The organism is Spirochaetota bacterium (assembly GCA_034190085.1).
GTDB lineage: Bacteria > Spirochaetota > UBA4802 > UBA4802 > JAFGDQ01 > JAXHTS01.
This window is the reverse complement of sequence record JAXHTS010000002.1, coordinates 1-24,066: the sequence shown is the minus strand read 5'-3', so window position 1 is coordinate 24,066 and position 24,066 is coordinate 1. Positions and strand designations below refer to the sequence as shown.

The 24,066-nt window shown below is 37.7% G+C and carries 19 protein-coding genes; 10 read left to right on the top strand and 9 right to left on the bottom strand.

Annotated elements, in window-relative coordinates; genetic code table 11:
* Window positions 1–146: 146 nt before the first annotated feature.
* Window positions 147–926: an enoyl-CoA hydratase gene (locus SVZ03_00280; protein MDY6932640.1), complete on the bottom strand. Its 780-nt coding sequence runs from the start codon at window positions 924–926 to the stop codon at window positions 147–149.
* Between the two features lie 302 nt (window positions 927–1,228).
* Between SVZ03_00280 and SVZ03_00275 the strand changes: the two genes are divergently transcribed.
* From SVZ03_00275 to SVZ03_00250, 6 genes are all read left to right on the top strand, one after another.
* Window positions 1,229–1,915 (top strand): hypothetical protein, encoded by a 687-nt coding sequence (locus SVZ03_00275; GenBank protein ID MDY6932639.1) that lies wholly within the window; start codon window positions 1,229–1,231, stop codon window positions 1,913–1,915.
* Between the two features lie 87 nt (window positions 1,916–2,002).
* Window positions 2,003–4,510 (top strand): hypothetical protein, encoded by a 2,508-nt coding sequence (locus SVZ03_00270; GenBank protein MDY6932638.1) that lies wholly within the window; start codon window positions 2,003–2,005, stop codon window positions 4,508–4,510.
* A 224-nt stretch (window positions 4,511–4,734) separates the two neighbouring features.
* Window positions 4,735–5,031: a hypothetical protein gene (locus SVZ03_00265; protein ID MDY6932637.1), complete on the top strand. Its 297-nt coding sequence runs from the start codon at window positions 4,735–4,737 to the stop codon at window positions 5,029–5,031.
* Window positions 5,028–7,844: an excinuclease ABC subunit UvrA gene (uvrA, locus tag SVZ03_00260; GenBank protein MDY6932636.1), complete on the top strand. Its 2,817-nt coding sequence runs from the start codon at window positions 5,028–5,030 to the stop codon at window positions 7,842–7,844. The genes SVZ03_00265 and uvrA overlap by 4 nt, the downstream gene beginning before the upstream one ends.
* 50 nt (window positions 7,845–7,894) lie before the next feature.
* A complete protein-coding gene (locus SVZ03_00255; GenBank protein ID MDY6932635.1) occupies window positions 7,895–9,940 on the top strand; it encodes a VWA domain-containing protein in 2,046 nt (681 codons plus the stop codon).
* Window positions 9,930–10,601: a protein-L-isoaspartate(D-aspartate) O-methyltransferase gene (locus SVZ03_00250; GenBank protein MDY6932634.1), complete on the top strand. Its 672-nt coding sequence runs from the start codon at window positions 9,930–9,932 to the stop codon at window positions 10,599–10,601. Before SVZ03_00255 ends, SVZ03_00250 begins: the two co-directional genes overlap by 11 nt.
* Before the next feature lie 13 nt (window positions 10,602–10,614).
* On the opposite strand, the gene SVZ03_00245 is transcribed toward SVZ03_00250, so the two are convergent.
* Genes SVZ03_00245 through SVZ03_00235 form a run of 3 tightly spaced genes read right to left on the bottom strand, consistent with a single transcriptional unit; the run spans window position 10,615 to window position 13,258 of the window.
* A complete protein-coding gene (locus tag SVZ03_00245; protein MDY6932633.1) occupies window positions 10,615–11,553 on the bottom strand; it encodes an acetylxylan esterase in 939 nt (312 codons plus the stop codon).
* Window positions 11,554–11,562: 9 nt separating this feature from the next.
* Window positions 11,563–11,979, bottom strand: a complete 417-nt coding sequence (locus SVZ03_00240; GenBank protein MDY6932632.1) for a hypothetical protein — start codon at window positions 11,977–11,979, stop codon at window positions 11,563–11,565.
* A 10-nt stretch (window positions 11,980–11,989) separates the two neighbouring features.
* Complete coding sequence (locus SVZ03_00235; GenBank protein ID MDY6932631.1) at window positions 11,990–13,258, bottom strand: HEAT repeat domain-containing protein; 1,269 nt, start codon at window positions 13,256–13,258, stop codon at window positions 11,990–11,992.
* A 464-nt stretch (window positions 13,259–13,722) separates the two neighbouring features.
* On the opposite strand from SVZ03_00235, the gene SVZ03_00230 reads away from it, so the two are divergent.
* Both SVZ03_00230 and SVZ03_00225 read left to right on the top strand, forming a co-directional pair.
* The gene (locus SVZ03_00230; GenBank protein ID MDY6932630.1) at window positions 13,723–15,045 is read left to right on the top strand and encodes a nodulation protein NfeD; all 1,323 of its coding nucleotides are present in this window, start codon (window positions 13,723–13,725) and stop codon (window positions 15,043–15,045) included.
* Window positions 15,046–15,160: 115 nt separating this feature from the next.
* The gene (locus tag SVZ03_00225; protein ID MDY6932629.1) at window positions 15,161–15,925 is read left to right on the top strand and encodes a slipin family protein; all 765 of its coding nucleotides are present in this window, start codon (window positions 15,161–15,163) and stop codon (window positions 15,923–15,925) included.
* Between the two features lie 306 nt (window positions 15,926–16,231).
* Here SVZ03_00225 and SVZ03_00220 read toward each other — a convergent pair whose 3' ends face one another.
* From SVZ03_00220 to SVZ03_00200, 5 genes are all read right to left on the bottom strand, one after another.
* Complete coding sequence (locus tag SVZ03_00220; GenBank protein ID MDY6932628.1) at window positions 16,232–17,011, bottom strand: EcsC family protein; 780 nt, start codon at window positions 17,009–17,011, stop codon at window positions 16,232–16,234.
* Between the two features lie 63 nt (window positions 17,012–17,074).
* The gene (locus SVZ03_00215; GenBank protein ID MDY6932627.1) at window positions 17,075–17,218 is read right to left on the bottom strand and encodes a hypothetical protein; all 144 of its coding nucleotides are present in this window, start codon (window positions 17,216–17,218) and stop codon (window positions 17,075–17,077) included.
* 66 nt (window positions 17,219–17,284) lie between these two features.
* On the bottom strand, window positions 17,285–19,372 hold the full coding sequence (locus tag SVZ03_00210) for a hypothetical protein (GenBank protein MDY6932626.1): 2,088 nt from the start codon (window positions 19,370–19,372) through the stop codon (window positions 17,285–17,287).
* 56 nt (window positions 19,373–19,428) lie between these two features.
* Entirely contained in the window at window positions 19,429–20,049 is a 621-nt protein-coding gene (locus SVZ03_00205) for a DUF924 family protein (protein MDY6932625.1), read from the bottom strand.
* 92 nt (window positions 20,050–20,141) lie between these two features.
* Window positions 20,142–20,564: an NfeD family protein gene (locus SVZ03_00200; GenBank protein MDY6932624.1), complete on the bottom strand. Its 423-nt coding sequence runs from the start codon at window positions 20,562–20,564 to the stop codon at window positions 20,142–20,144.
* 428 nt (window positions 20,565–20,992) lie between these two features.
* Between SVZ03_00200 and SVZ03_00195 the strand changes: the two genes are divergently transcribed.
* Window positions 20,993–22,459 carry a VWA domain-containing protein gene (locus SVZ03_00195; protein ID MDY6932623.1) on the top strand — a complete coding sequence of 489 codons (1,467 nt, stop codon included), beginning with the start codon at window positions 20,993–20,995 and terminating at the stop codon, window positions 22,457–22,459.
* Window positions 22,460–22,658: 199 nt separating this feature from the next.
* The gene (purD, locus tag SVZ03_00190; GenBank protein ID MDY6932622.1) at window positions 22,659–23,909 is read left to right on the top strand and encodes a phosphoribosylamine--glycine ligase; all 1,251 of its coding nucleotides are present in this window, start codon (window positions 22,659–22,661) and stop codon (window positions 23,907–23,909) included.
* The last annotated feature ends 157 nt before the right edge of the window (window positions 23,910–24,066 follow it).

Below are 24,066 nucleotides of genomic sequence, written 5' to 3'. Positions count from 1 at the left end.
AAGTTACTTGTAAAATTCTTATATTGGACATATTTATTTATAGGAGTAGAGACTATTTCAACCTTCTCTAAGAGAAATTTGAGAAATTCCTCTCATCGTTATGAAGAAGAGGGGAAGATTTATTACAATAGGTGATATCCACTCTACTATGTGCCAGTAAAATTAGGTTCCCTTTTTTCTAAAAAAGCCATAACCGCTTCTGCTGTGTCATTGCTATTCATGCAAATGTTCTGCATATATGCTTCGTACTCTAGGGAGTTGTATAGGTTTGTACCCAGACTGTTGTTTATAGCCTTCTTAGCTAAGGAAAGCGCTATTGGAGATCTTTTAGCCAGTTTTTGCGCAAATTTATTGGCTTCATCCATAAGTTTTTCATCAGGGACTAATTTACCTGCTATACCAATATCAAGGGCGGTTTTGGCATCGATTTTTTCTCCTGTAAGGATAAGCTCCTTTGCCTTGGCTGGACCAACCAATCTGGGAAGTCGAAATGTTCCACCGAGATCTGGTATCAGACCAAGATTGGTATACGCCATAGCAAACTTAGCGCTTTCGCCTGCAATTATAAAGTCGCTGGCCAATGCGATGTCGCATCCATTTCCCAGAGCATATCCCTTGACTGCGGCAATAACAGGTTTATAAATCTCTTCGAAGTTGAATATGCTCTGAAGTCTTTTCATGCCGGCTCTAAAATCCCCCATACTTTGATCTTTCATGCTTGCTGCATAACTAAGATCTAGTCCGGAACAGAATGAATCCCCAGCTCCAGTAATAATTAATACCCTGATCGATGAATCTGACTTTACATCATCAATGGCGATACCAAATTCTTCATAGGTTTTGCCATCGAGCGCATTTTTAAAATTGGGTCTGTTAATTGTAAGAATAGCAATTTGATCCTCTTTTGTTAATATGATATTTTCCATAAAAATGCCTCCTTTTTGACAATCTATTATCAGGAGTATATAAAAAGTCAAGGCTAATCATAGTTTTACAAATGCTCTTGGTTCTCAAAAAAGGGCAGAATAAGATTTTAAGAATATAAAAATTATAGTTGATTGAACCGAAGAGGTTTTTTTTATATTTACCATTATATATTAACCGAGATTTTGTTATAAATTAAGTCTATGGTCATCTTTTATTTGCATTTATTTTGAATATTCCGTAATAGTGATCACCAAAGGGACTAAGGGTATTCTACTTATCATAATTATTGAGGAGCATAGGGATGAAATTATTCTCAAATCTGAATCTTGTGTTGCTAATTGCTATATATTCCTTTTCTGATAAAGCATATTCTCTATCTTCCGAGGATTCAATATCTGATTATCTTGAATATAATCTTGGTTCAGGCAGGGATGCAAAATATATCAGAGGATGGTTTCGACCGATGAGCAGTGAGGAGATTCTATATTGGGGCTCAGGTATGAGGCTTCAACTCATTCATGATAAGGGACCTATTGTTGATAATAGAGCGAGGTTCATTTCCAAACTCGGTTCTCATATATCTATCACCGGACTGAATTACCATAAAAGATATCGGATTTGGATAGAGTTTGTTATTTTTCATAATACTGATAATATATTTATACCAGCGTTGTTGAAAATAATAATAGATGGAAAACTCCTAAGAACACTAAAATTTGGTAGTATTGCTGAGGATGAAAATCCATATATGATTGAAATCCCATTTGAACTGACCACAGATGGAAAGATTGATCTGCTTTTCAAAGAGCAATCCACATCTGGGGGATTTTTCGGTGTGTGGGATATAATTTTATCAGATAGGATCAAGCCTTTGAGGGAAATTATTAATTTTAAATTTGTAGAAGAGAAGGGTATAAAAGTCAGGGATCGAATAATTGAAAATAGGCCTGAACCTGTGAAGGATAAGAGGATAAGGATTATAAACTGATATGCACAAGAGAGGGTTAGGGTAAGAATTAGGGATTCTCGCAAAATAGGGTGAGATTAATGATAGCTGAAAATATACAAATATACTATGAAGACTAATAAATTTGAGATTTTCCCTTTAATTTTTATTTTATTCATAATTATATTATTATCCCCAATTAGTGGATATTCTCAATTAAAGACTGAGGGTGAAGATATTCAGGATGGAAAGGGTGTTTCCTTAGATAATGATAATGATGGGGTTGTATTTTCAGGAGCAGATGAGGGAGAGTATATCAATATGGCTGACTCTGGGGATGGTATTCTGAGACTATCGGGCAATATAAAGATGGATTTTGATGGAAAGGTTCTTTATTCACAAAATGTAGATTATAACAGAAATACTGGGGATGTAACCCTTACGGGCCGTGTAATTTATGATGATGGAGAGAACAGGTTGGAGGCGGAGAAGGCTGTTTACAATGTAAAAGATAGGGCAGGAGTGTTATATAACGTAAAGTCTGATAAAGAGCCAAGGATATTCAATAGCAGAATGGTTCGAATAGTGCTAAAAAGAACCTATATCACAGAGAATGTTAATATGACCTCCTGTGATCTGGTAAGACCACATTATCACTTCAGGGTAAAGAAGTTATGGATCTATAGCGGGGATAGATTGATCGCCTTCAATGCAATCTATAAGGTTGGTGATGTGCCAATGTTCTATTTTCCGGTTGTAGTTCAATCTGAAGAGGGATTTGGAATAATAACACAGTTTGGAAAGAGCAATAGAAGGGGGAAATTCGCACAAAACACTCTGAAGTATACAACTATAAAAAGTAATAGATGGAAGTTTAAGGCAGATGCTTATGAAAAACTCGGTCAATATGGTGGGGTGGAATATTGGCGGAACAGGGATGATTTAGATCTCTATCTTTATCTTGCTGGCTCAAAATATAAATATGTAAATGAAGACCTGGACAACATACCAACCCCAGAGGAAGGAAACGATAATTGGTTTAAATCAATGTTAAACTCTTATTATATTTTTAATAGACGTAAAAACTCCAATTCGTATTGTAAGCTGAATTTTGAATGGATGAATAATAATGAGTTTGAGAGGTTTTTTGATGATAGATATGAGCCATTGACTACTTTTGAGATGCTTTATCGTGTCCCAACGGATGAAATTAATGTTAGAAATAATCTCAATTGGCAATTGTCTATTGGTGATAGAGGGGATAGGCATTCTGTCTCACTCCTAATGCAGAGAGAATGGTTATGGGATGAGAGGGAGAGGGAAAAGGTAAAGCATTATGAAAGAAATGGGTATTATGTGCCTAATTATGATAGGTTACCCTTTATGAGTCTTAGTTATAACGGATCCTTTCACATATTCGGTGATAATGACAAATCAACCAATAATAAGCGGCAAGGACAGATTATTAACTGGAATATTTTTCTTTTTGGAGAATCGCTGGAGGAGTATCGAGAGGGACATTATTATAGCAATATATACAAATCATCGGGATATTATAATATTAATACAGTATTCCCGTTATTAACATTTGTAACGTATACCCCAGAATTTAGATTAGGTTATAATGGAGAATGGGTGCGGGGTGGTACTTTTAACGATAATGATGATGATAGAGAAGCCCGTGAAATAACCGCTGATAAGAATTCATATCAGTATATTGAGGCTTCTAATACTTTGAGATTTGGTTTAACCAATTATTATCTACAGGTTGCTCACCGTTACAGAAGGTCTTTCCTCGAAAGGGAAGTAATAGAACCCTTTATTCATGAAAAGTTGAATTATTTTGAAGGGGGTGTGTATCTTTACCCTTTTGATGGAGTAAATATGTCAATAACGACGAGTTATGAGGCTAGACGAAAGTGGCCATTTGAGGATGAGAGGTGGAGAAATATTATATTTGTGAATAATTTTTTTTTCGATATGTATAAATATCTTAATAAAGAGAAACATTCAGGGAGAGGTAGAGGATTATTCTATATGGGTTTAAATATTTTGAATAATTACTGCTATATTACAAAAGAAAGTAATTCTGGATATAATACCCTTGATCTCTCCTTTACTTGTGGCAACTTCTCTGTGCCTGGCATTAGATTGATTAGGGCCCTTGAGCTAGGTTATAGTTATTTTCATGATTTCAGGTTTCACTTCAGGGATATGATGTCCCTCAGATGGAAGTTGAATGCTGATATATCAAGATATTGGCGAGTAAACATTGAAGGGAATTCTCAGGCAGATAGAATTGATAGGTATTTTGATGATGATGTAACTCCTGAAATTAATGAGAATCTCTTCAATGATATGGAAGAATCACTCTATTTTTATGATACAGAGAGATCGGGAAATGTTGTTTTTTCCTTTAGGAATTTACGCATTGATGTTATACATGATTTGCATTGTTGGGAACTAGGATTTTACTTTCATATCAATAGAAAAATGGAAAATATTGGACCGGAGAATCGTGATAGGTTGATCTATTATGAGAGATCCTATTTCATTTCAATATCAATCAAATCATTTTCTGATATTGGACTACATAAGATGGAATTTCTACCACAGAAGACAACAAGGGATTATTAAGGATTAGGACGCATTACCATTGCCCGAAAAATAAAAAAAAAATTGCAATTATAATAGTTTTACTTGAAAATTCATCTCATTATAGGGATAATTTTTACCAATCGATCTTGTTTTCACTCCAGACTGATCCCTGTAAATGTTGGGATTGATATGGAGGTTTAACTTGTACTCATACTTCTTGAGAAGTGACTCGTTTTATATTACAAATTATTCAGGGTGGGTCTATGGTAAATGAATTTGAAAAAGATTATAATGATGAAGTTTATAGCGATGAGTATTATGAGCAAACTTTTGGGGAAGATGAGTTGATTGATGAAGATGAGGAGGAAAAGGAGGGGGAGGAAGAGGAGAATGTTGAGAGCGCTAGCACATTTGAAAAGGGAATTGAAGCGAGTTTCGCTTGCGAAGAGTGTGATTATAGATGGGAGGATATCTTTAAAAAGGATGAATGGGATATGGAAGATATTGGACAGGATACAATATGTCCCATGTGTGGTTCCACTAATATAACTCAAATATGAGTAAAAGGTCTATTCGGATAAAAGGGGCGCGAGAGCATAACCTAAAAAATATTTCAATTGATATTCCAAGAGACCAGCTAATTGTCATTACCGGCCTCTCTGGTTCAGGGAAATCCTCATTAGCCTTTGATACTATTTATGCTGAAGGCCAACGTAGATATGTTGAGTCTCTTTCAGCCTATGCAAGACAGTTTATTGGACTTATGGAAAAGCCGGATGTTGATTTTATTGACGGCTTATCACCTGCAATTTCAATTGAACAGAAAACAACTCATCGAAATCCCAGGTCAACCGTAGGGACGGTTACAGAAATCTACGATTATCTTAGGTTGTTATACGCAAGAATTGGCATACCCTATTGCTACAAATGTGGTAGGAAGATTTCATCCCAATCTATTGATCAAATTGTAGAAGCCCTTTTAATCCTTGCAATTGGTACAAAGATGCAAATATTAGCACCTGTTGTAAGGGGAAGGAAGGGAGAGCATGAGGAGATTCTCTCTTCAGCAAGGAAGAATGGCTTTGTGAGGGTGAGGATAAACGGTGAAATACACAACCTGGACAATGGGATAAGATTAAATAAGAATCAGAAGCACAATATTGAGATTGTTGTCGATAGAATAGTATTGAAAGAAGGCATAAGATCTAGACTTTCAGATTCTATTGAAACAGCATTGGAGATAACCGGCGGATTGGTTGTGATTGTTACTGATGAAGAAGAGAGACTATTTTCCACTGAACTCTCCTGTCCGGATTGTGGTGTATCCATACAAGAACTCTCCCCGAGGATGTTTTCCTTTAACAGCCCTTATGGAGCATGTGAGAAGTGTGATGGATTAGGGTATATTATGAGGTTCTCTCCTGATCTATTGATCTCTGATCCAGATAAATCATTATATGAAGGTGTGTTGGAGGTTTGGGGTAAAACAACGAGTTATTGGTATAAAGAGCAGATAGAGACATTAGAGAGAAATTTTGATTTTGACGCGCGTTGTCCATGGAGGGAACTACCCGAGAGAATAAAGGAGATAATACTTTACGGAACCGGGGGAGAAAATATAGATTATGATGTTAAGAGACATAATCTGGAGTATAGATTTTCAAGGCCCTTTGAGGGGGTGTTGCCGAATCTTGAGAGGCGATATATGGAAACCAAGTCAGAGGGGATGAGGGAATGGATGGAGGGTTTCATGTCCCAGCAGAGATGCAATCAGTGTAATGGCAAGAGGCTTAGGCATGAGTCTCTAGCTGTAAAGGTTACGGATAGATCAATTGATGATATTACCTCTCTTACCATAAAGGAAAGTTATGATTTTTTTAGTAATATTAAATTAAACAAGACTCAAGAGAAGATTTCACAGCAGGTTCTTAAAGAGATAATCATGAGGATAAAATTTCTTAAGGATGTTGGTATAGATTATTTAACACTGGCCAGACCAGCTGGCACCCTATCAGGTGGCGAGGCTCAGAGAATACGCCTTGCAACTCAGATCGGATCAAGTTTAATGGGGGTTATATATATACTCGATGAGCCTAGTATCGGACTTCATCAGAGGGATAACAGGAGATTGCTCAATACACTAAAATATTTGAGAGACCTGGGTAATACTGTCATTGTTGTGGAGCACGACGAAGAGACTATTAGAGCATCGGATTATGTTATTGATCTTGGTCCAGGAGCTGGTCTTAATGGCGGATATCTTGTAGCGAAGGGCACTCCTCTGGAGATTGCCAAGAAGGAGAAATCATTAACTGGCAAGTATCTTTCCAAAAGACTAACCATACCTATTCCTGAATGCAGGAGGGCGGCTAAGGGATTCATTGAGATCATTGGCGCAAGAGAGAATAATCTAAGAGGGATAAATGTAAAATTTCCTTTAGGGATATTCTCATGCATAACAGGGGTATCCGGATCAGGGAAATCTACCCTAATAATTGAGATCCTCTACAAGGCCCTATCCTCTCTTTTGATGAGAACGAAATGCCATCCAGGAGAGTTTGAGAGGATCCTTGGTATTGAGAAATTGGACAAGGTTATTGATATTGACCAGTCCCCAATAGGAAGAACACCGAGATCAAATCCTGCTACCTACACGGGACTTTTCACTCCAGTCAGGGAACTCTTCTCCAAACTCCCTGAAGCCAGCATTAGGGGATACAAGCCTGGAAGATTTTCTTTCAATGTGTCTGGGGGAAGATGCGAATCATGCCAAGGGGATGGCATGAAGAGGATTGAGATGCACTTTCTTTCAGATGTATATATAACCTGTGAGGTATGCAAGGGTAAAAGATATAATCACGAGACATTGGAGGTAAGATATAAGGGGAAAAATATTCATGAGATACTCGATATGACCGTTGAAGAGGCATTTGCCTTTTTTGAAAATATACCTCAGGTTCGTTTAAAGCTTGAGACATTAAATAGGGTTGGATTAGGATATATTAAACTTGGTCAATCAGCAACCACCCTTTCCGGTGGTGAGGCTCAAAGAGTAAAGCTTGCAACTGAACTCTCTAAAAGAGCCACTGGAAAGACATTATATATACTCGATGAGCCGACAACTGGCCTTCATTTTGCTGATATTCAGAAACTCTTGGAGGTCTTGAACTCCCTTGTTGACAAGGGTAACACGGTTATCGTTATTGAGCATAATCTCGATGTTATCAAGACTGCGGATTGGATTATTGATCTTGGACCTGAGGGCGGGGATGAGGGTGGTGAAGTAATTGCAGAGGGCACACCGGAAGATATAGCAAAGGAGAAGAGATCCTATACTGGACATTATATAAAAAGAGTGTTGAATAAGGGTTAATATTTGACGATTGTATGAGTGAGATCGCTTTTGTGATTTATTGAATAATTATGCTAAATAAACAAAATATTCCCATCTTAGTATTTTATTTTATATTATTTTTTTCCTTCGGAATATTTATTAATCCAGGATTCCCCCTATCAGATGATGCTATAAAGTTTGAGTCTGCTAAGAATCACTTCAAAAAGGGTATTGGCTATTTTAACCAGATGCAGTATCTTGCTGCTGTTGAATTTTTCAGAAAAGCCATATCTGAATATCCTGATTATTATACTGCAAGGGAGTATCTTGCGCGATCATACAAGTTGGCTGGTTTTGTAGAGGATGCGATACAGAAGTGGGAAATTCTTGCAAATGTAACCTCTAATCCTGTCACAATCCAGAATAAGATAAACACCCTGAAATATCGCGAGACAAAGGGTCATTATCCTATTGAGTCAGATTCATTTAATTATATATTTACTGATGAGTATATTTCCTCTTATTTGGGGAGGTATAAATTTTCTGATCCTGTTGATGTTGCAATCGACAGGGAGAGGAATTTGTATATCACCTCCTTCTCCTTAGGTAAGTTGGTTAAACTCGATTCCAATGGCGAGGGTATTTCTGTCTGTAGTCCTGGAACAGCGGGCAGGCTATTCGGGATTGACTATCACAATGATAGAATAGTTGTTTCTGATTTTAAGCTTGAAAGCATATACATAATGGATCGAGAATGCAATGTTATTAAGACCTTTGGGAGATCAGGAGAGGGGGATGGCATGTTCTATGGCCCGGAGGGCGTCTGTTTTGATGAGGCTGGCAACATATATGTTGTTGATTCAGGGAACCATAGAGTGCAGAAATTTAATAATGATGGCGATTTTATCCTAAAATTTGGTGAATTTGGCGAATATGAGGGGCAGTTGAAGAATCCTACAGGTGTAACCGTTCATAAGGATTTGGTCTATGTTACTGATACTGGAAATGCCAGGGTATCCTGTTTTGATATTAGCGGAAATTATATTTCCTATATATCGGTAAAGGGTGTAGAGAGGCCTAGGGGTATAAGTGTCTACAATGACATGCTGCTGATCTCGGATGAAGAGACGGGCCTTTTCTGGTACCGATTGGATAATAAGGAGGTGTTCAGATTCCATTCCTGGGAGAATGGAAAGAGGAGTTTTGTAAAATTGTTTTCCGCAATCAATGATAGAGATGGCTTTCTCTATTGTCTTGATTATAAGCAGGAGAGTGTATCCGTCTTTTCGCCACTTGTGAATCGGTATACAAATCTTGATATTGAGATAACAATGGTGGATGTTGAGCGATATCCGATAATTGCATTCTATTTGAATGTTAGGGATCGAGCCGGAAGGCCGATTTATCGTTTGAAGAGAAATGATTTTAAGATCCTTGAGGATAGCGCCAATATTTCAGGTATATATGTGGATTATCTATACAATAAAAGTCCATCAGTTTCAATAGCACTCTGTGTTGATAGATCAGTGGAGAATAGGAGATATCATTATGATATCCCTTGGGTAGCAGAATTTATCCTTAAGAAGATGAGGAAAAATGATTCAATTGAGGTGATAAACTATAACAGCGATTACTGGGTAGGCAATGGTTTTGATTGGAGCAGACAGAGAACGCTCAGAGCCTTACGAAAAAGAGAATATGGAGATGGTAAGAGATTGGGAAAAACTCTTTATAACGCTGTTAGCGATCTCTTGCCAAGGCTAAACAGAAGGGCAGTTGTGCTTATTACTGATGGGAGGGTTGAGACCAATTCCTTTCAAAGATATACGAAAAGGGTAGTAATTGAGTATGCTAGGAGTCATTATGTTCCAATATATATAATTGTATTTAAAGAGAAAAATTTGACCCTCCAAGAGATAGCAAATGAGACTGGAGGTGCGGTTTATATGGTGACTGAGTTGAATAATTTAAGGAATATATATAATACCATAAAAAAATCAGAAGAGAATAGATATGTTCTGGTTTATTCAACATATAAGGCGCCCTCAATTAAGGGATGGTGGTCGGATGTAAAGATAGAGGTTGATCACAAGGAGCAGAAAGGGGTGGAATGGGGAGGTTATTTTGTACCATAGAGAGATAGATAACTCTTCTTTAGCCAGGAAGGGTATGGTGAATGAAATACACAAGCGATATGGTATCTACTCAAAAAGGGTATTGGACGCAATGGAGGGGGTGCCGCGTCATCTATTTATTTCCGAGGCACTCAGATATAGAGCCTATGATAATATTTCTCTCCCAATAGGTTTTAATCAGACAACTTCCAAACCCTCAACTATAGCGAAGATGGTTCAGGCGTTGAATTTGATGGGGGATGAGAGGATCCTTGAGATTGGCACTGGCTCTGGATATCAATCAGCGGTTCTTGCTGAGATCGCGACTCATGTGATTACCCTTGAGAGGATTAAAGAATTATCCAAAAGGGCAAGGGATGTTTTAATATTTAAATTAGGGTATAGGAATATTGATTTAATACATGGTGAAAATTTTCTTAAATTGAATGACCTTTTTGATGGCATTATTGTTTCTGCAGGTGCAATATCTATTCCCTTTGAGTTATTTGACAAATTAAAGATAAATGGAGTATTGGTAATTCCCATTGAGAGGGATGGGGAGCATAGAATATTCAGATATATTAAAAGGAGTGAGGATAGCATAATAGAAGATGATTTAGGTGACGCACTTTTTGTGCCCCTGATTACTAATGATTCTGTGCATATTCAGAAAAAAAGATGAAGTGAAATCCTTCCTATAAATCCAAGAGTCTTGCCTTTAACCATTGAATTGATTTTGTAAACTGCATTTTCCCACCAGCTTCATTCCCTCCCTCAGGATAAACCTCAACAGTTTTATCGCATACTAAATGATTGAAGAGGGCAAATACACATTGGGGGGGGGACAGGATATCCTTTAAGCCTACTGTAACAAGGGTAGGACAAATTATCTCTTCTGCAAGGTTTATTGCATCGAAATAGGATAGATTCTTTTTGATAATCTTTTTCTTACCCCTGTGATTTGATAGAAATTGATTGATCTCTTTCGTTGTATCGCTTTTTGAAATATTTTGGCTCAATTCCAGATGACAAAAGGAAGGAGTATCAAGAACAATGGCTTTAATCCTGTCTGAATATACTGTTGCAAAGAGGCCAGCAGCAGCCCCCAAACCCTTACCTATTAGACCGATGGAGTTGCAATCCAACCTATCATAGAGCCTCAACAAGTCAATGATTCTGTAAACATCCAGATATATGCTTTTAACGTAGAAGCTATCCTTGACAAGGATATTGTCTAGTATAAATCCAGGTAGTTTTTCTTCTTTTGTTGTTATAGTATTAAGTATATCATGGCCCCTCAATTCTAAAAAAAAGAAGGCCAACTCCTTGTCAAGAGGGTATTGTTCATATCCAGGCATTAGGTTGTAATCCGGAATTGATATTATTACTCTGGGCTTCTCAATGTGTTTGGGCAAATAGAGTTTTCCTCTTATTCTTGATTTCAGATAACCCCTGAAGCTCACATTTATGATATCAAAGAAACCTGAATCGCCCCCTTCCTTCTCAAAGGTTGGATCAATGCTTATCCTTTTTAACTCAGAAATTGATCTTTTCCAGAATTCGATGTAATCCTCAGCCCTATTGAGAGGGGGAAAGTTTTGGAAAAAGAGATCGAATGAATTGGTGCTTGGCATAGGGATAATTTAAATATTCGTTAGTCGGTATAAAAGGTAATAGTTGTTTTGTAATAGAAGATACATGATCGATACTGTTGTGATAATTAGAACAAGGATGATTAGGGATGTGGCAAAGAATATCATTGGTTTTAATAGCATATCCTTTATTATATGATGAAGTTTTGCGCTATATTTTTTCATCATATAAAGCTTTTTTATGAATTTATATAATAACAGTGCGATTATAATCAACCATATGAGGTGGTTGATTATATAGGTGTATATTACACTATGTTGAATGGAAAACATGGCAATAGGGTATATTGTTAGATTCATCACCATAAGTGAGGTTAAAGCTGAGGTAATGATAAAGCAGAAGAGAATGGATAACTCTTTAAGTCTATTCCTTAGACCAGCTCTTTCATATGAATTATTCCTGTACATCCTTCCTCCCTTATTCATTAGGTTCTTTTTCACTGGGCATGGAAATGTTCTCCTCCTCTTGACCCATCTCCTTGACTTCCCGCTTTTTATTATCTATTATCACACCCAGTTCTTCCAAGGCCTTTTTGGCTGAACTCTGTACTCTTGGACTTGGATCATGCTTCATCTTATATTTTAGTATATCAATAGCTCTACTATCGTTTAGCTCTTTAATGAGATTTATCGCTCTTAATCTCACTATTGAGCTGTCGCTTCTAAGAGAATTTATGAGTCGTGGAATTGCTTTCTCATCTCCTATTTTTGCCAAAGCGGCAATGCAATATATGTATAAATTATAGTATCGCTTCTTCTTTTTGTATGAATATGATTCAATCTGTTTTACTATCTCATCAATATCCCCAGCAGCCTCTCTGATACCGAGGCGCGCAATTGAATTAGCAGCAAAAGCCCTTATTCCCTTTTCTTCTTCCTCATCCTTTAGTAGCTTAATTAAAAAATCCTTAGATTCTATGGATCCGATGTTACCAAGAAATAATACTAATAACTCTCGGATATCTTTAGTGGTATTATCATCCTCAATCGCCTTTATGGCGTATTCACGTAATTCAACGGCATTAAATTCACCAAGAGTATCAATCAATGCCTCAATTAGAATTGAATTATTATCCAGCGACTGTTCCTTAAATTTAAGAATGAGACTCTGTTTAGTGCTTTGATCGCCTATCTTTTTGATTGCATAAACTGCAGCAATTTGCACATCCTCGGATTCGTCATTTAAAGAGTCTTGGAGTTCAGGGATCGCCATTGCTAGCTCCAGTTCCCCAGCTACTGTAATGGCCTTAACCTTGACATCAGAGTCAATTTCGTCTCTAATTGTATCAATAAGCTTTTTTTCGAGCTTGTCCTTTAATTCAACATTCTTTATGAGTAGAATATTGTTTATCGCCCTTTTCCTCTCTTTATGTGTGCCGTAATCAATAATTTTCTCTATCCTATCAGCTAGTTTTTTCTCTCTCTCAAAATCCTTATCCTCTGTTTGTCCATTTTCAATTGTAACCTTCTCAGTCTCGATATTTTCTATATTATTTTCATTGTCTTCTTTTGAATTTTTTGTAGAATCTGGTTGAGTTATATTATTTATATCTTTGCTGCCGTCTTTTGTCTCTTCACCTTCCTTCTGTATCATGCCCTCTCTTTCATCCTTGATAGAAGGTTTTATATTTTTTTCTTGAGCAAATAGATTTTGATAGAGCATTAGGGATAAGAATATTAAAAACATAAGAAATAGCATCCTTCCTGTAAAAGGTCTAAGATTAGCGCAATAATCGGAAAAAGTATTCTTGGAGAAAACAGATGTATAATCCATTATCCTGTCCTTTGTCCGACAATCCTTCCAGTCGTGTGCATGCATATTATAAATTTGTGAATCATGAATTGTCTTATTTATTTTTAGTTCATCGTATTATAGAATTACCTCAATATCTTCAATAATTATCGGATAAAAAGGTCAATCATAAAATAGATTTGACCCAAAATGATAACTATAGTAGATTGACTATCCTGATAAGTGACTTGCTGAATAACCAATCATAGGCCTTGCTCTTCAACTTGTTGTGGCTTTGATATGAGTGTATGTTAATTTATATGTTAACCTACCCTAGGTTATCTTATAGCTTGAATATCTTTAATAATACAATTTTAATGCATAAATAGACAAATTAGATTTGGAGTGAGATGAATAACATGGTAAAGAGATTATATTATATACTGTTATTTTATGTAATTTCAACAACATTATTCTCTTCGGTTCTATTTGCATCCAATAAGTATGCAATAATAAAGCTTGAGGGATCAGTAAATCCAATTATATCTGAGCACATTGTTAAATCCATTGAAAAAGCTGGAAGAGAACAGGTGCATTTTGTTGTCCTTCAACTGGATACGCCTGGCGGTATGATGTCATCTATGAGGGAGATAATTAAATCAATACTCTCATCAGAAGTGCCTGTAGTAGTATATACCTATCCTAAGGGTGCTCAAGCTGCCTCTGCCGGGGGTTATATTATGCTGTCAGCTCATATAGCGGCAATGGCTCCTGGCACTGAGATTGGCGCCATGCATCCGGTGAGCCCCTTCTTGAACTTTGGGAATAAGGATAAAGAGGGCAAAAACATAGATGGCATAATGGAGAAGAAGGTATTGAATGATACGATAGCCTATGCCAAAAGCCTTGCTCAGAAGAGAAAGAGGAATGAGGATTGGACAGAGAAGGCTGTAAGGGATGCCATATCTAGCACATATATTGAAGCGGAGAGATTGGGCGTAATAGATTTTATAGCTGAGGACATGAATGATCTTATAAAGAAGCTTCATAATAGAAAAGTAGAAGTTAATGGAGATATGGTCATGCTGAACACCCTTCATATTGGTCAAATCTCCTATGAGATGGATTGGAAGCAACGAATTCTCAATTTTTTTGCTGATCCACAGGTAGTATTTCTCCTTTTTATAATTGCAGTGATTGGAATTGGTATGGAGATCAAGAGTCCTGGATTAATCCTACCTGGTGTTATTGGGGCCGCATCATTTTTTATTTTTTTATTGGCAATTAGGGTTCTTCCCATAAATTTTGCTGGCCTTTCTTTGATTGCTCTTGCAATATTGTTATTCATATTGGAACTCAAGATTACAAGCTATGGTTTGCTAACAATAAGTGGAGTTATATCATTTATTATTGGTTCAATGATGCTCTTTGATTCTCCTTTACCTGGCGGGCAAATCCCTCTATCCTCTATCATTGTAATGGTTATATTTTTGCTCTGCTTCTTTTTTATTGTTGTAAGATCTGTGATAGTTGTGCATAAGGATAAGGTTACTACTGGTATGCAGGGGATGGTAGGCGAATCTGGAGTTGCTATGATGGATTTTACAGGAAAGGGGAAGATTATTGTTCATGGTGAGATATGGAATGCTAAATCAGATGAGGATATTCGAAAAGATGATTCTGTTTTAGTGAAGGATATTATGGGGATGACCTTGATCGTTGAAAAGGAAATTGGCCAGTAGCAGGCTTTTTCAACAATAAGCGATGAAGGATTGACGGAAAGATGAGGTTTGATTCTTAGGTATATAGGTTTTAATTTTTTGAGAGTATAGAACAAATGCTTTTATGGAGGTTTTTATGTTTAGCTTATTCCCAACCTTAGTTGTGTTAATAGTACTTTTAGTTATTTCAGCAATTAAAATTATGAAAGAATATGAGAGGGCTGTTGTATTTAGATTGGGGAGGCTGATTAACCCCCCTCGGGGACCAAAGGGGCCTGGTTTAATTATAATAATCCCCTTTATAGATAAGTGGGTGAAGGTTAATCTTAGACTTGTGGCTATGGATGTGCCCCCTCAGGATATTATCACAAAGGATAATGTCTCAGTTAAGGTTAATGCTGTGGTTTATTTCAGGGTGATTGAACCGAATAGGGCAGTAACAGAGGTGGATGATTATTACTTTGCCACCTCTCAGCTCGCTCAGACAACGCTTAGGAGTATTTTGGGTATGGTTGAGCTGGATGACCTCCTGAGCGCCAGGGATCGAATTAACGAGGAATTGCAGAGTGTTTTGGATACACAGACCGATCCATGGGGCATAAAGGTTTCTGCTGTTGAGGTTAAGCATGTTGACCTTCCACAGGAGATGCAGCGGGCAATGGCAAAGCAGGCAGAGGCAGAGAGGGAGAGAAGGGCAAAGGTGATAAACGCTGAAGGAGAGTTTCAAGCGGCGTCCAGGATGGTAGAGGCTGCTCGACTTATGGAGGAGCATCCCATTGCATTGCAGTTGAGATATCTGCAAACCCTTAGGGAGGTCGCAACAGAGAATAATTCTACAACCCTATTCCCAATACCGATTGATTTATTAAATCCCTTTCAAAAAAAGAATACAGGGAGTTAGAATTAAGATAAATAGAAATCTTATGGCTATGATGACGCCTTGGAGATTTAAGTCGTTTTTCTGGAGTTGGTAAAAAACATGGTAAAATCCCTTGCACCGGTTCATACAAGGATAGATGAATTGTCTCAACGTGAGAAAGTCTTGCATTCCTAGGGTGATTAATCAAATATTATTACATTTCGAAATATTTATTAAATAATACAAAAATCAGCCAGCGATGTCATATGACCATAACATTTATTTCCAGTCTGAGGGTGTTTAGGGAGGATTTTGCTTAGATATTGATTTGGGGGCAAGGTTATGAGATCAAAGCTTCTCATATAATAGTTGAATAGCCTCTGTTCCATAGATTCGTTCAAGCCTTCGAACAATAAAATGACCACGCGCCATGTCTTGATAGTGATTGATGAAAATTGTGTTGATTAAAGCGCCCCCTCCTGCCCCTACTACAGGAACAGCCTGAGCAGCAATTTTTTTGGAAATATTAACTCCATAACGGGATGCAATGGTTGAGATAAGCCGGATAATGGCTGGCGCGCCCTTATCATATATACCCTTTTCGATAATATATTTAGAAGCCTCTGTAACTTGATAGGCTAAGGCGGAACGCAGCATGAAATATCCGCTATCAGTTGCATCATCTGCATTGGATTCTCCACCCAGAGCGAATACCTGCAGACATGACAGCTTTGTCTCAATGGATTTAATCATTTCCCCTTCACTTCGCGCAATATCAGCTATAGAGCGAAGCATTATAATCGTTGAGACAGGCAACTCAACACCAAGGGCTGGCAATCCAAAGGCGCCTCCAATTGCGCCGGTTGCGGCTACACTCATTTTGTGAAAAAAATTAGAAGATGATGATTTTTTGCGGTCATCCATCGTGATAACCGCAAATTCCAAAGCCTTCATCAATGATTCCCTTGCAGCATGAAGGATGATCTCCGACATCTTTATTGGAACAAAATCAAATCCCTTCTCAATGGTGCTTCCCAATACATTTGTAATTTTTGCTGCAAAACCAGGATTTTCTAAAAGATCCTTAGCATATTTTAGTTCATCAATATCATTTTCTGATATGGTCATAACAGAATCCAACTATTATTTTTTTCTCTAACTTATATAGCAATTCCTTACTCAAGCAGATCCCTAACTTGTCTTGTTTATCTCTGCCTGGTATTTCTTCCATCCAGGGCACCATCCCGTATGCCATTTCCATATCTTGCTAATCAATGAATCTGGCTTTTTCTCTGCATAACTACGAAGTTTGCAGTTTTCACATCTTGACTTCATGATTCATACCTCCTGATAAATGTTAATTTTTTTAATCAGCGCTAAGCGCTAATTTATAAATATATATCATTGCTTGCTCAGCATGATAGCACATTGGTTAATCTTAGCCCTGGCTCTCCTTTGCAGTTTTGATGCAAAGTTGTCGTTATTCTCGAGAGCCTTTTCCGATGCTGTGAGTGTATCGTAATAGAGTTCCCAACCAATACGCTCCTTTTCATATTGTTGTTTGAGTATGCTGTTTGGGCCGCTGACAAACTTTAGTGCGTCTGTTAGACGCGCAGCACCGTCAGTTATAAATTCTACACCCTGCTCCTCTTGTCCGGCGGTAAAGAGAGAGGCAGCCTTTAATGAAAAGCGCAGATAAACAACGGTTGCAGGGATAAAGGAGACAAAGGAACCTGTAAATGGATCGATAATTTTTTTTAGCTTATTGACGTTATTATCTGTGAGCATCCTGATATATGCAGTAAAGTAGATAATGCGTATATAATCTCCAATAAGCTTGCCAATATAGGCATTAAGGATTGCATCCTGGGCGAAGGAATCCTTATCGTGTTTCATTATAAGCCCATCCTTATGAACATATGCAAGACTTGTGCCCGAATTGGTGAACGTGGATAAGATGTATGCTTGATCTTCAGCTCGACCAATGAAGGATGGTGTAAACGGTCTATATCTGCGGAGGCTGTCTATTAATATCCCGTTTGTTCCACCAGTAACGTGAATACGCTGGATGCATCTTTTTATGCCGTCAAGTTCATCAATGGTGTAACGCGTGATCATTTCCGCTTCAGTTGAAACTGCCTGAGGAAGATGACTAAAAAAGATATATTCATCCGGTGATAGCTTGCGGTTTGGGAACAGAACATCGGGAGTGAATAGAGATTTACAGATATCGCATTCGTTAACCAGAGATCCGGCTATCATGCCGAATTCCACATCTCTCCCATCAGAGTCAACGCCATATGCTCCCCAGAGAGGCGTGCATAGATGTTCAAAGGCGGATGCCCCTGATTGCTCAACCAGCTCTCTTTGCGGAAAGCTCTGATCTAGGTCGATCTTGAAGGTGGCCTTAATTTTTGGTTGAATGAAAACTGTCCAAAAGGCGGCGATTGCTTTCAGAAAGCTATAGTGTCTGCCATATTGTCCATCCACTCCAAAAATATCAAATAATTCCTTTGCATCACTGCGTCCAAGGTAATGCTCAGCAGCAGGAATTAGAATTTCGGTGACAATATGCTCTGTGTCCGCTTCAGTAAAAACATAAACATCAATATTTTTCAGACCCCCAATATGTGCAAACTCTTCCTCAAGATATACCTTTGCTAAATCCTGTAGCCCTTGATGAGTTACTGAAACTGACAATACGCATGAAAGCCTTGAGTTATCTGTTGCATTTCCTCGGATGCGTTCAAACTCAAGTGTCCTATCCAAGTTGCTTAGGCCATAAAAGACTTCGTTATTCTCAGGTTCCACACCAATCTGAATTGGATGATCATACCAGTATAGTTGCGGCTCCTGGGAGGTTTGAGCTAATTTTTCTTTTAAATGAAAACTGAAGTGAAGATCATCTATAGATATAGATTCAGGAGGGGTTGTTAGGAGAACATTTGATGTAAACAGCACCTGTTGAGCTGGATTCTCGATTGGTGTAGCATTCAATTCTTTAATATTTATTGTACGTTTCGAACGTAAGGATTCTACACTTTGATTTCTGTTAGTATGCATGTCGGTCGCTTCTGGGAAAAAAACTGACCATATTTTTTCAGTTGTCTCTTCAACGCTGTTCAGATTCCTTTTATTGGAAACCCATTTATAAAGAGTGTTCATTCTGTCAGCAAAATCAGGATCGTCTTTATATAAAGATTCGATCTCTTGACGGATTATCTCTGTCCCATTAATATAAAATCGAGCTACATCTATATGTTGTGAAGAGTCTGCCATTCGGCAGAGATAATCTTTAGCTCTTTTATAAAATGGATGTCTGGAGCCTGCAAGGGTGATGAGGAAAGCGGCGTTTAATGACTTTAAGATGTCTATATTTTTTTCACTTTTATCATCTAGATGTTCTATAGGATTATAAATATAGAAAGCACAGTCATCCTCTTTGGGCTTGATTAGTGTGTTAATAATTGATTCAAAGATTTCTATCATTACTCAATCCCTTGCACTTTCAGTTTTTTAGCATTTCATGAAAGCCAGTTAATTGCCTATTGTACAGGCCTTTGTCCATACCAAGAATTTTGGGTTTTTAGAAATTTTTCTTCTTCATTAGTAGATGCGCGTTTAAGAATTTGGTTTCTATGAGGAAATCGACCGAACTGTTTTATGATGTTGCGATGTTCTGTTGAGGCATTAAGAAAACCGAGCATCTCTTTCTTTATTCCCTCTGGGGTTTGGCTATGAAGTTGTTTGTATTTTTTCATGCCTAATTCCTGAAGATCATTGTCCTCCGCATGTTGTAATGGCATATAGAAGAAGGCTCTTTCCAATTGACTAAGTTCTATATCCCTACCCTGTGCAATGCCCTCCAAACAGAGCTGGAGTGCAATGTGATCCTGTGCAAAAGCCTGTTGTGTTCCTCTAAACATATTCCTTGAAAACTGATCGAGTATGAGGATTAATGCAAGCATTCCACGGGATGAGTTTTTCCATGAATCAAGTTGTCCATGAATGGCTGCTTCATAATCGGATTGGAATCTTTCGCGTATCTCATTATCGAATGTTTCATCAGTATGAAACCAAACTTTAATCCTTTCTGAAATTAGATCAGCTGTATCCAGTGATCCGCTAAACCAGAAGGAAATTATCTCATCTATTCTTGAGCTCATTCTAAATCTTCTCAAAGTATATATGATTTATGTTTAAGCATTATACCACGATTATTGGCATTATTTACTGAACTATACTATGGTTGAATATTTTATTTTTGAGTTTCTTCATTACAGCTTTCTACTAGTAGGGTTAATCCATTGATATCGCGTACCTGGACTGTTTCTCCCTTCTCAACCGGAGGACTATCATCCATCACCCTGGAGCGCCATAGCTCGCCTCGTATCTGGATATATCCCAAGGGAGCCAAACGTTCCTTCGCAAGGCCCCGCTCACCGATCATTGAGTTCGATTCTGATGAACGATCCCAGTCATAAGATCTCCATACATACCTGAACATTATTATATCCTTGGCAATCCAAAAACCGATAATACTCCCTAAAAGCCAAAAGGGCATATCATCCCATATCCATCGTCGAACCATAATTAGGCTCATTACAAGCAAAGCAATAGCAGGAAGTTGGAGAAGCGTATATCTCCATATGATGCGAACTGTCCAACCCCTTTCATCCATAAAATATTTTTTCCTCAATGCAATAATATTCTTAAAGCGCAAGCGATATGGCTGCTTCGTCCCTAATAAAAGCAATAGGCGTTATGATATTCTCACTTATTATCGAACTTGTATGAATGACTCATCAATACCATTTTCACATTTACTTGTCAAGTTGTAACTTTCCTAAAAGTGGAAGCATCTGGTTGCCTCTACCCAAGTCAAAAAGAAAAGCCTATTCTTAAGTGAATTAGGTGAAAAAGCATCTCCTCACTCGCGGACGTGCTTATGATGATGCACTGTTATCATTAATGTACAACAAATTTACACAATGTGTGAATGAGTCAATGAGAAAAGTATTGCATATAGTACTCTTTAGTCCGATAATGAAACTGAGATGATGGCATCTTTTTGAATAATTTAATAAAATAGAGTGGAAAGGTATATCCGTGAATCCTTATGGTAGTGGGCTTAAGTTTATTTGGTCTTTAATAATTACAATTATAATTATAGGTAAATCCCAAGTTCTGGCAGGGCCTTTTATAAAACTGAAAAGCATTGATGCAGAATCTGATTTCCCACAGGTTAATTTATTTCTCACAGTTAAGGACATTGATAATACGGTGATTACAGGATTGGATGAGGAGAATATACTTCTCTATGAGGATGATTATAGAGTCAATTATGTAACTGTAAAGAGCCAATCAAATTTAGAAGATTTTCTCTATCTTGTATTTTCAATAGATACGAGCAAGAGCATAAGTCGACAATTCCTCGCAGAGATTAAGAGGTCAGCGAAGAAGATTGCAAATAATGCACAGCCCAATGATAAAATAGCAGTCTTCAGGTTTAATGATGAGGTCACACTGCTCACCAGCTTTACCAACAATAAAATTAAGTTGTTTAAGAATATAGAAAAGGTTCAGAGGCATGGCACCAAGACCATGCTTTATAATTGCATATATGATTCCATCAATCTTTTAACTAAGGCTGATGTTTTGAAAAAGGCTGTTATTGTGTTTACCGATGGCAAGGATGAGGGAAGCACAATCGAGGTTGATGATATCATAAATTATGCTAAAGAGAATGATATTCCAATATATTTTATTTGCTCAAAATCATCTCAAAGAAAAAAAATCCTTTCAAGGATCTCCAAAATAACTGGCGGAAGGGTGATATATAATCATAGAGTGGAAGAAGTGAATTCGATATATAGAACCATAGTGAATATGTTAAACAATCACTATATGATTAGTTATCAATCCATGGCTAAGCCAGATGGAAAATCCCATAAAGTAGAGGTTAGGCTGAAATACGGCTCTATTAGGGATAGAGACAGCGTGGAGTTTTCGACAAAGAGAGGATTTGATTTATTTCATTTTAAGAACCTCTCAGAGATATTATTGCTTGGCCTAATCTTTCTGTTATTACTGCTGTTAGTCTTCATAATAATATATTCATTTAGAAGAAATAGCAAGATTATTGAAAGGCTCTCTGTCCCGCCAAAGATAATTAAGATGTATCATGATTCCCCTAAGGATTCTGAGGTGTATGACAAAACAGGCGATTTGATGGAGATCGAATCAGATCCGGAGAATTATGAGAGTTTATATTCAAAGCCCTGGCTTATGAGAAGAGAGGGGCCTGAAAAATGGGGTAAAATACCAATAGTGTATAAAGAGTTTACACTTGGCAGCGGGGAGGGGAATCATCTCGTTATTGATGATGATACAGTTTCCCCAAGACATGCTAAGATTAAGAGGGTTAAGAATTCATACTATCTTTTTGATTTGGCCTCTGATTTTGGAACCTACCTCAATGACAAAAAGCTTCTTAGGCCAAAGGCGCTGTATGATTGGGATGAGATTAGAATAGGCAAAGCCTACTTCATCTTCAGAGGAACAAATATGGCTTGAAAAAATTTAATGCTTCCTTTTTATTTCTGCAAAGCATCTGCTAATACCCTTTCACAACTATAGGATTTTTTGTTAATAGAATAATTTATGAGTTGAGTCCTATATGATCCGGCTACAAAAGCTGTGATAGGATGAAGGAAATTGGTTTGTAATTTCTTTCGTAAAGGCTGAATATCATTGTATAATTATGGGAGGAGTAATGAAATACTTAATCATCGGTTCTGGCGGTAGGGAGCATGCTTTATATTGGAGATTGCTCAGTGATGGGAGCGCTAGGGAGGTGTTTGTCGCCCCGGGAAACGGAGGGATAAGGGATGAATACAGGATTGATATGCCCATAGATGATTTTGATCGGATATCCAAATTCTGTGTTGAACAGAGGATAGACGCTGTAATAGTGGGTCCGGAGGCGCCACTATGTTCAGGAATTGTAGATTACTTAGAGGGTAAGAGAATCCCAGTCATTGGTCCAAGCAAAAGGGCTGCTATGCTTGAGGGAAGCAAGCTATTTGCCAAATCAATAATGGAGAAATATGCCATACCAACGGCAAAGCATATTGACTTTATAGGCAGGGATGGTATTATTAAATATATCGAGGGATACGAAAATTATCCAATGGTTATTAAACTTGATGGTCTTGCCGCGGGAAAGGGGGTAGGTATTCCGGAAAGCAGGAAAGAAGCAATAGATTTTGTGAATCAGAATGTGAGGGATGACACAAGGGTATTCATCGAGGATTTTATTGATGGTGAGGAGGTCTCGGTGTTAGGCATTTCTGATGGTGAGACGGTACTCCCCTTTGTGGCTGCGCAGGATCATAAGAGAATCTTTGATGAAGATAGAGGCCCCAATACGGGAGGTATGGGTGCATATGCTCCTGCGCCACTTATAAATGATAAGAAATTACAAAGGATTTGCACTGAGATATTAAAACCTACGATAGCTGGGATGAGGGAGGAGGGGATCGCCTTTAAGGGAATTTTATATGCGGGTCTAATCGTTTGTGATGATGAGATTAGGGTTTTAGAGTTCAATGTTAGATTTGGAGATCCCGAGGTCCAAGCTATTCTACCCTTGCTGGATGGCAAACTTGGGGATGTCTTTCAAAAGACAATTAGTGGTAATCTGAAAGATTTAAAATTATTTTTTCTTGATAAATTTGCCATAACCGTTGTTCTGGCTTCCGGGGGATATCCTGGGGATTATAAGAAGGGAAAGGAAATTAAGGGGCTTGAATCCCTAAGCGATGATATAATCCTCTTCCATGCAGGGACAAGGACTGAGGGCGGCAGCCTCTATACAAATGGGGGAAGGGTGCTTAATGTAACGGCTATTAGCGATGACTATATCTCTGCCAGGGATAAGGTTTATAATGAAATCGAAAAGATTTCATTTGAGGGGATGTATTATAGACCGGACATTGGCAACAGGGTAAAAAAGTATTTATAATATGTATTATGATCTCTATATTGTGTGATTTTACAATTAGAGTCTATTCCAGTAGGGAGTAATATTTGCCGATACTTTCATTAAGAGGCATAATATTACTGGAGGATATCGTTATGGGTTTAATATCAAAATCTGATGGATGGCATTTACCTGATTC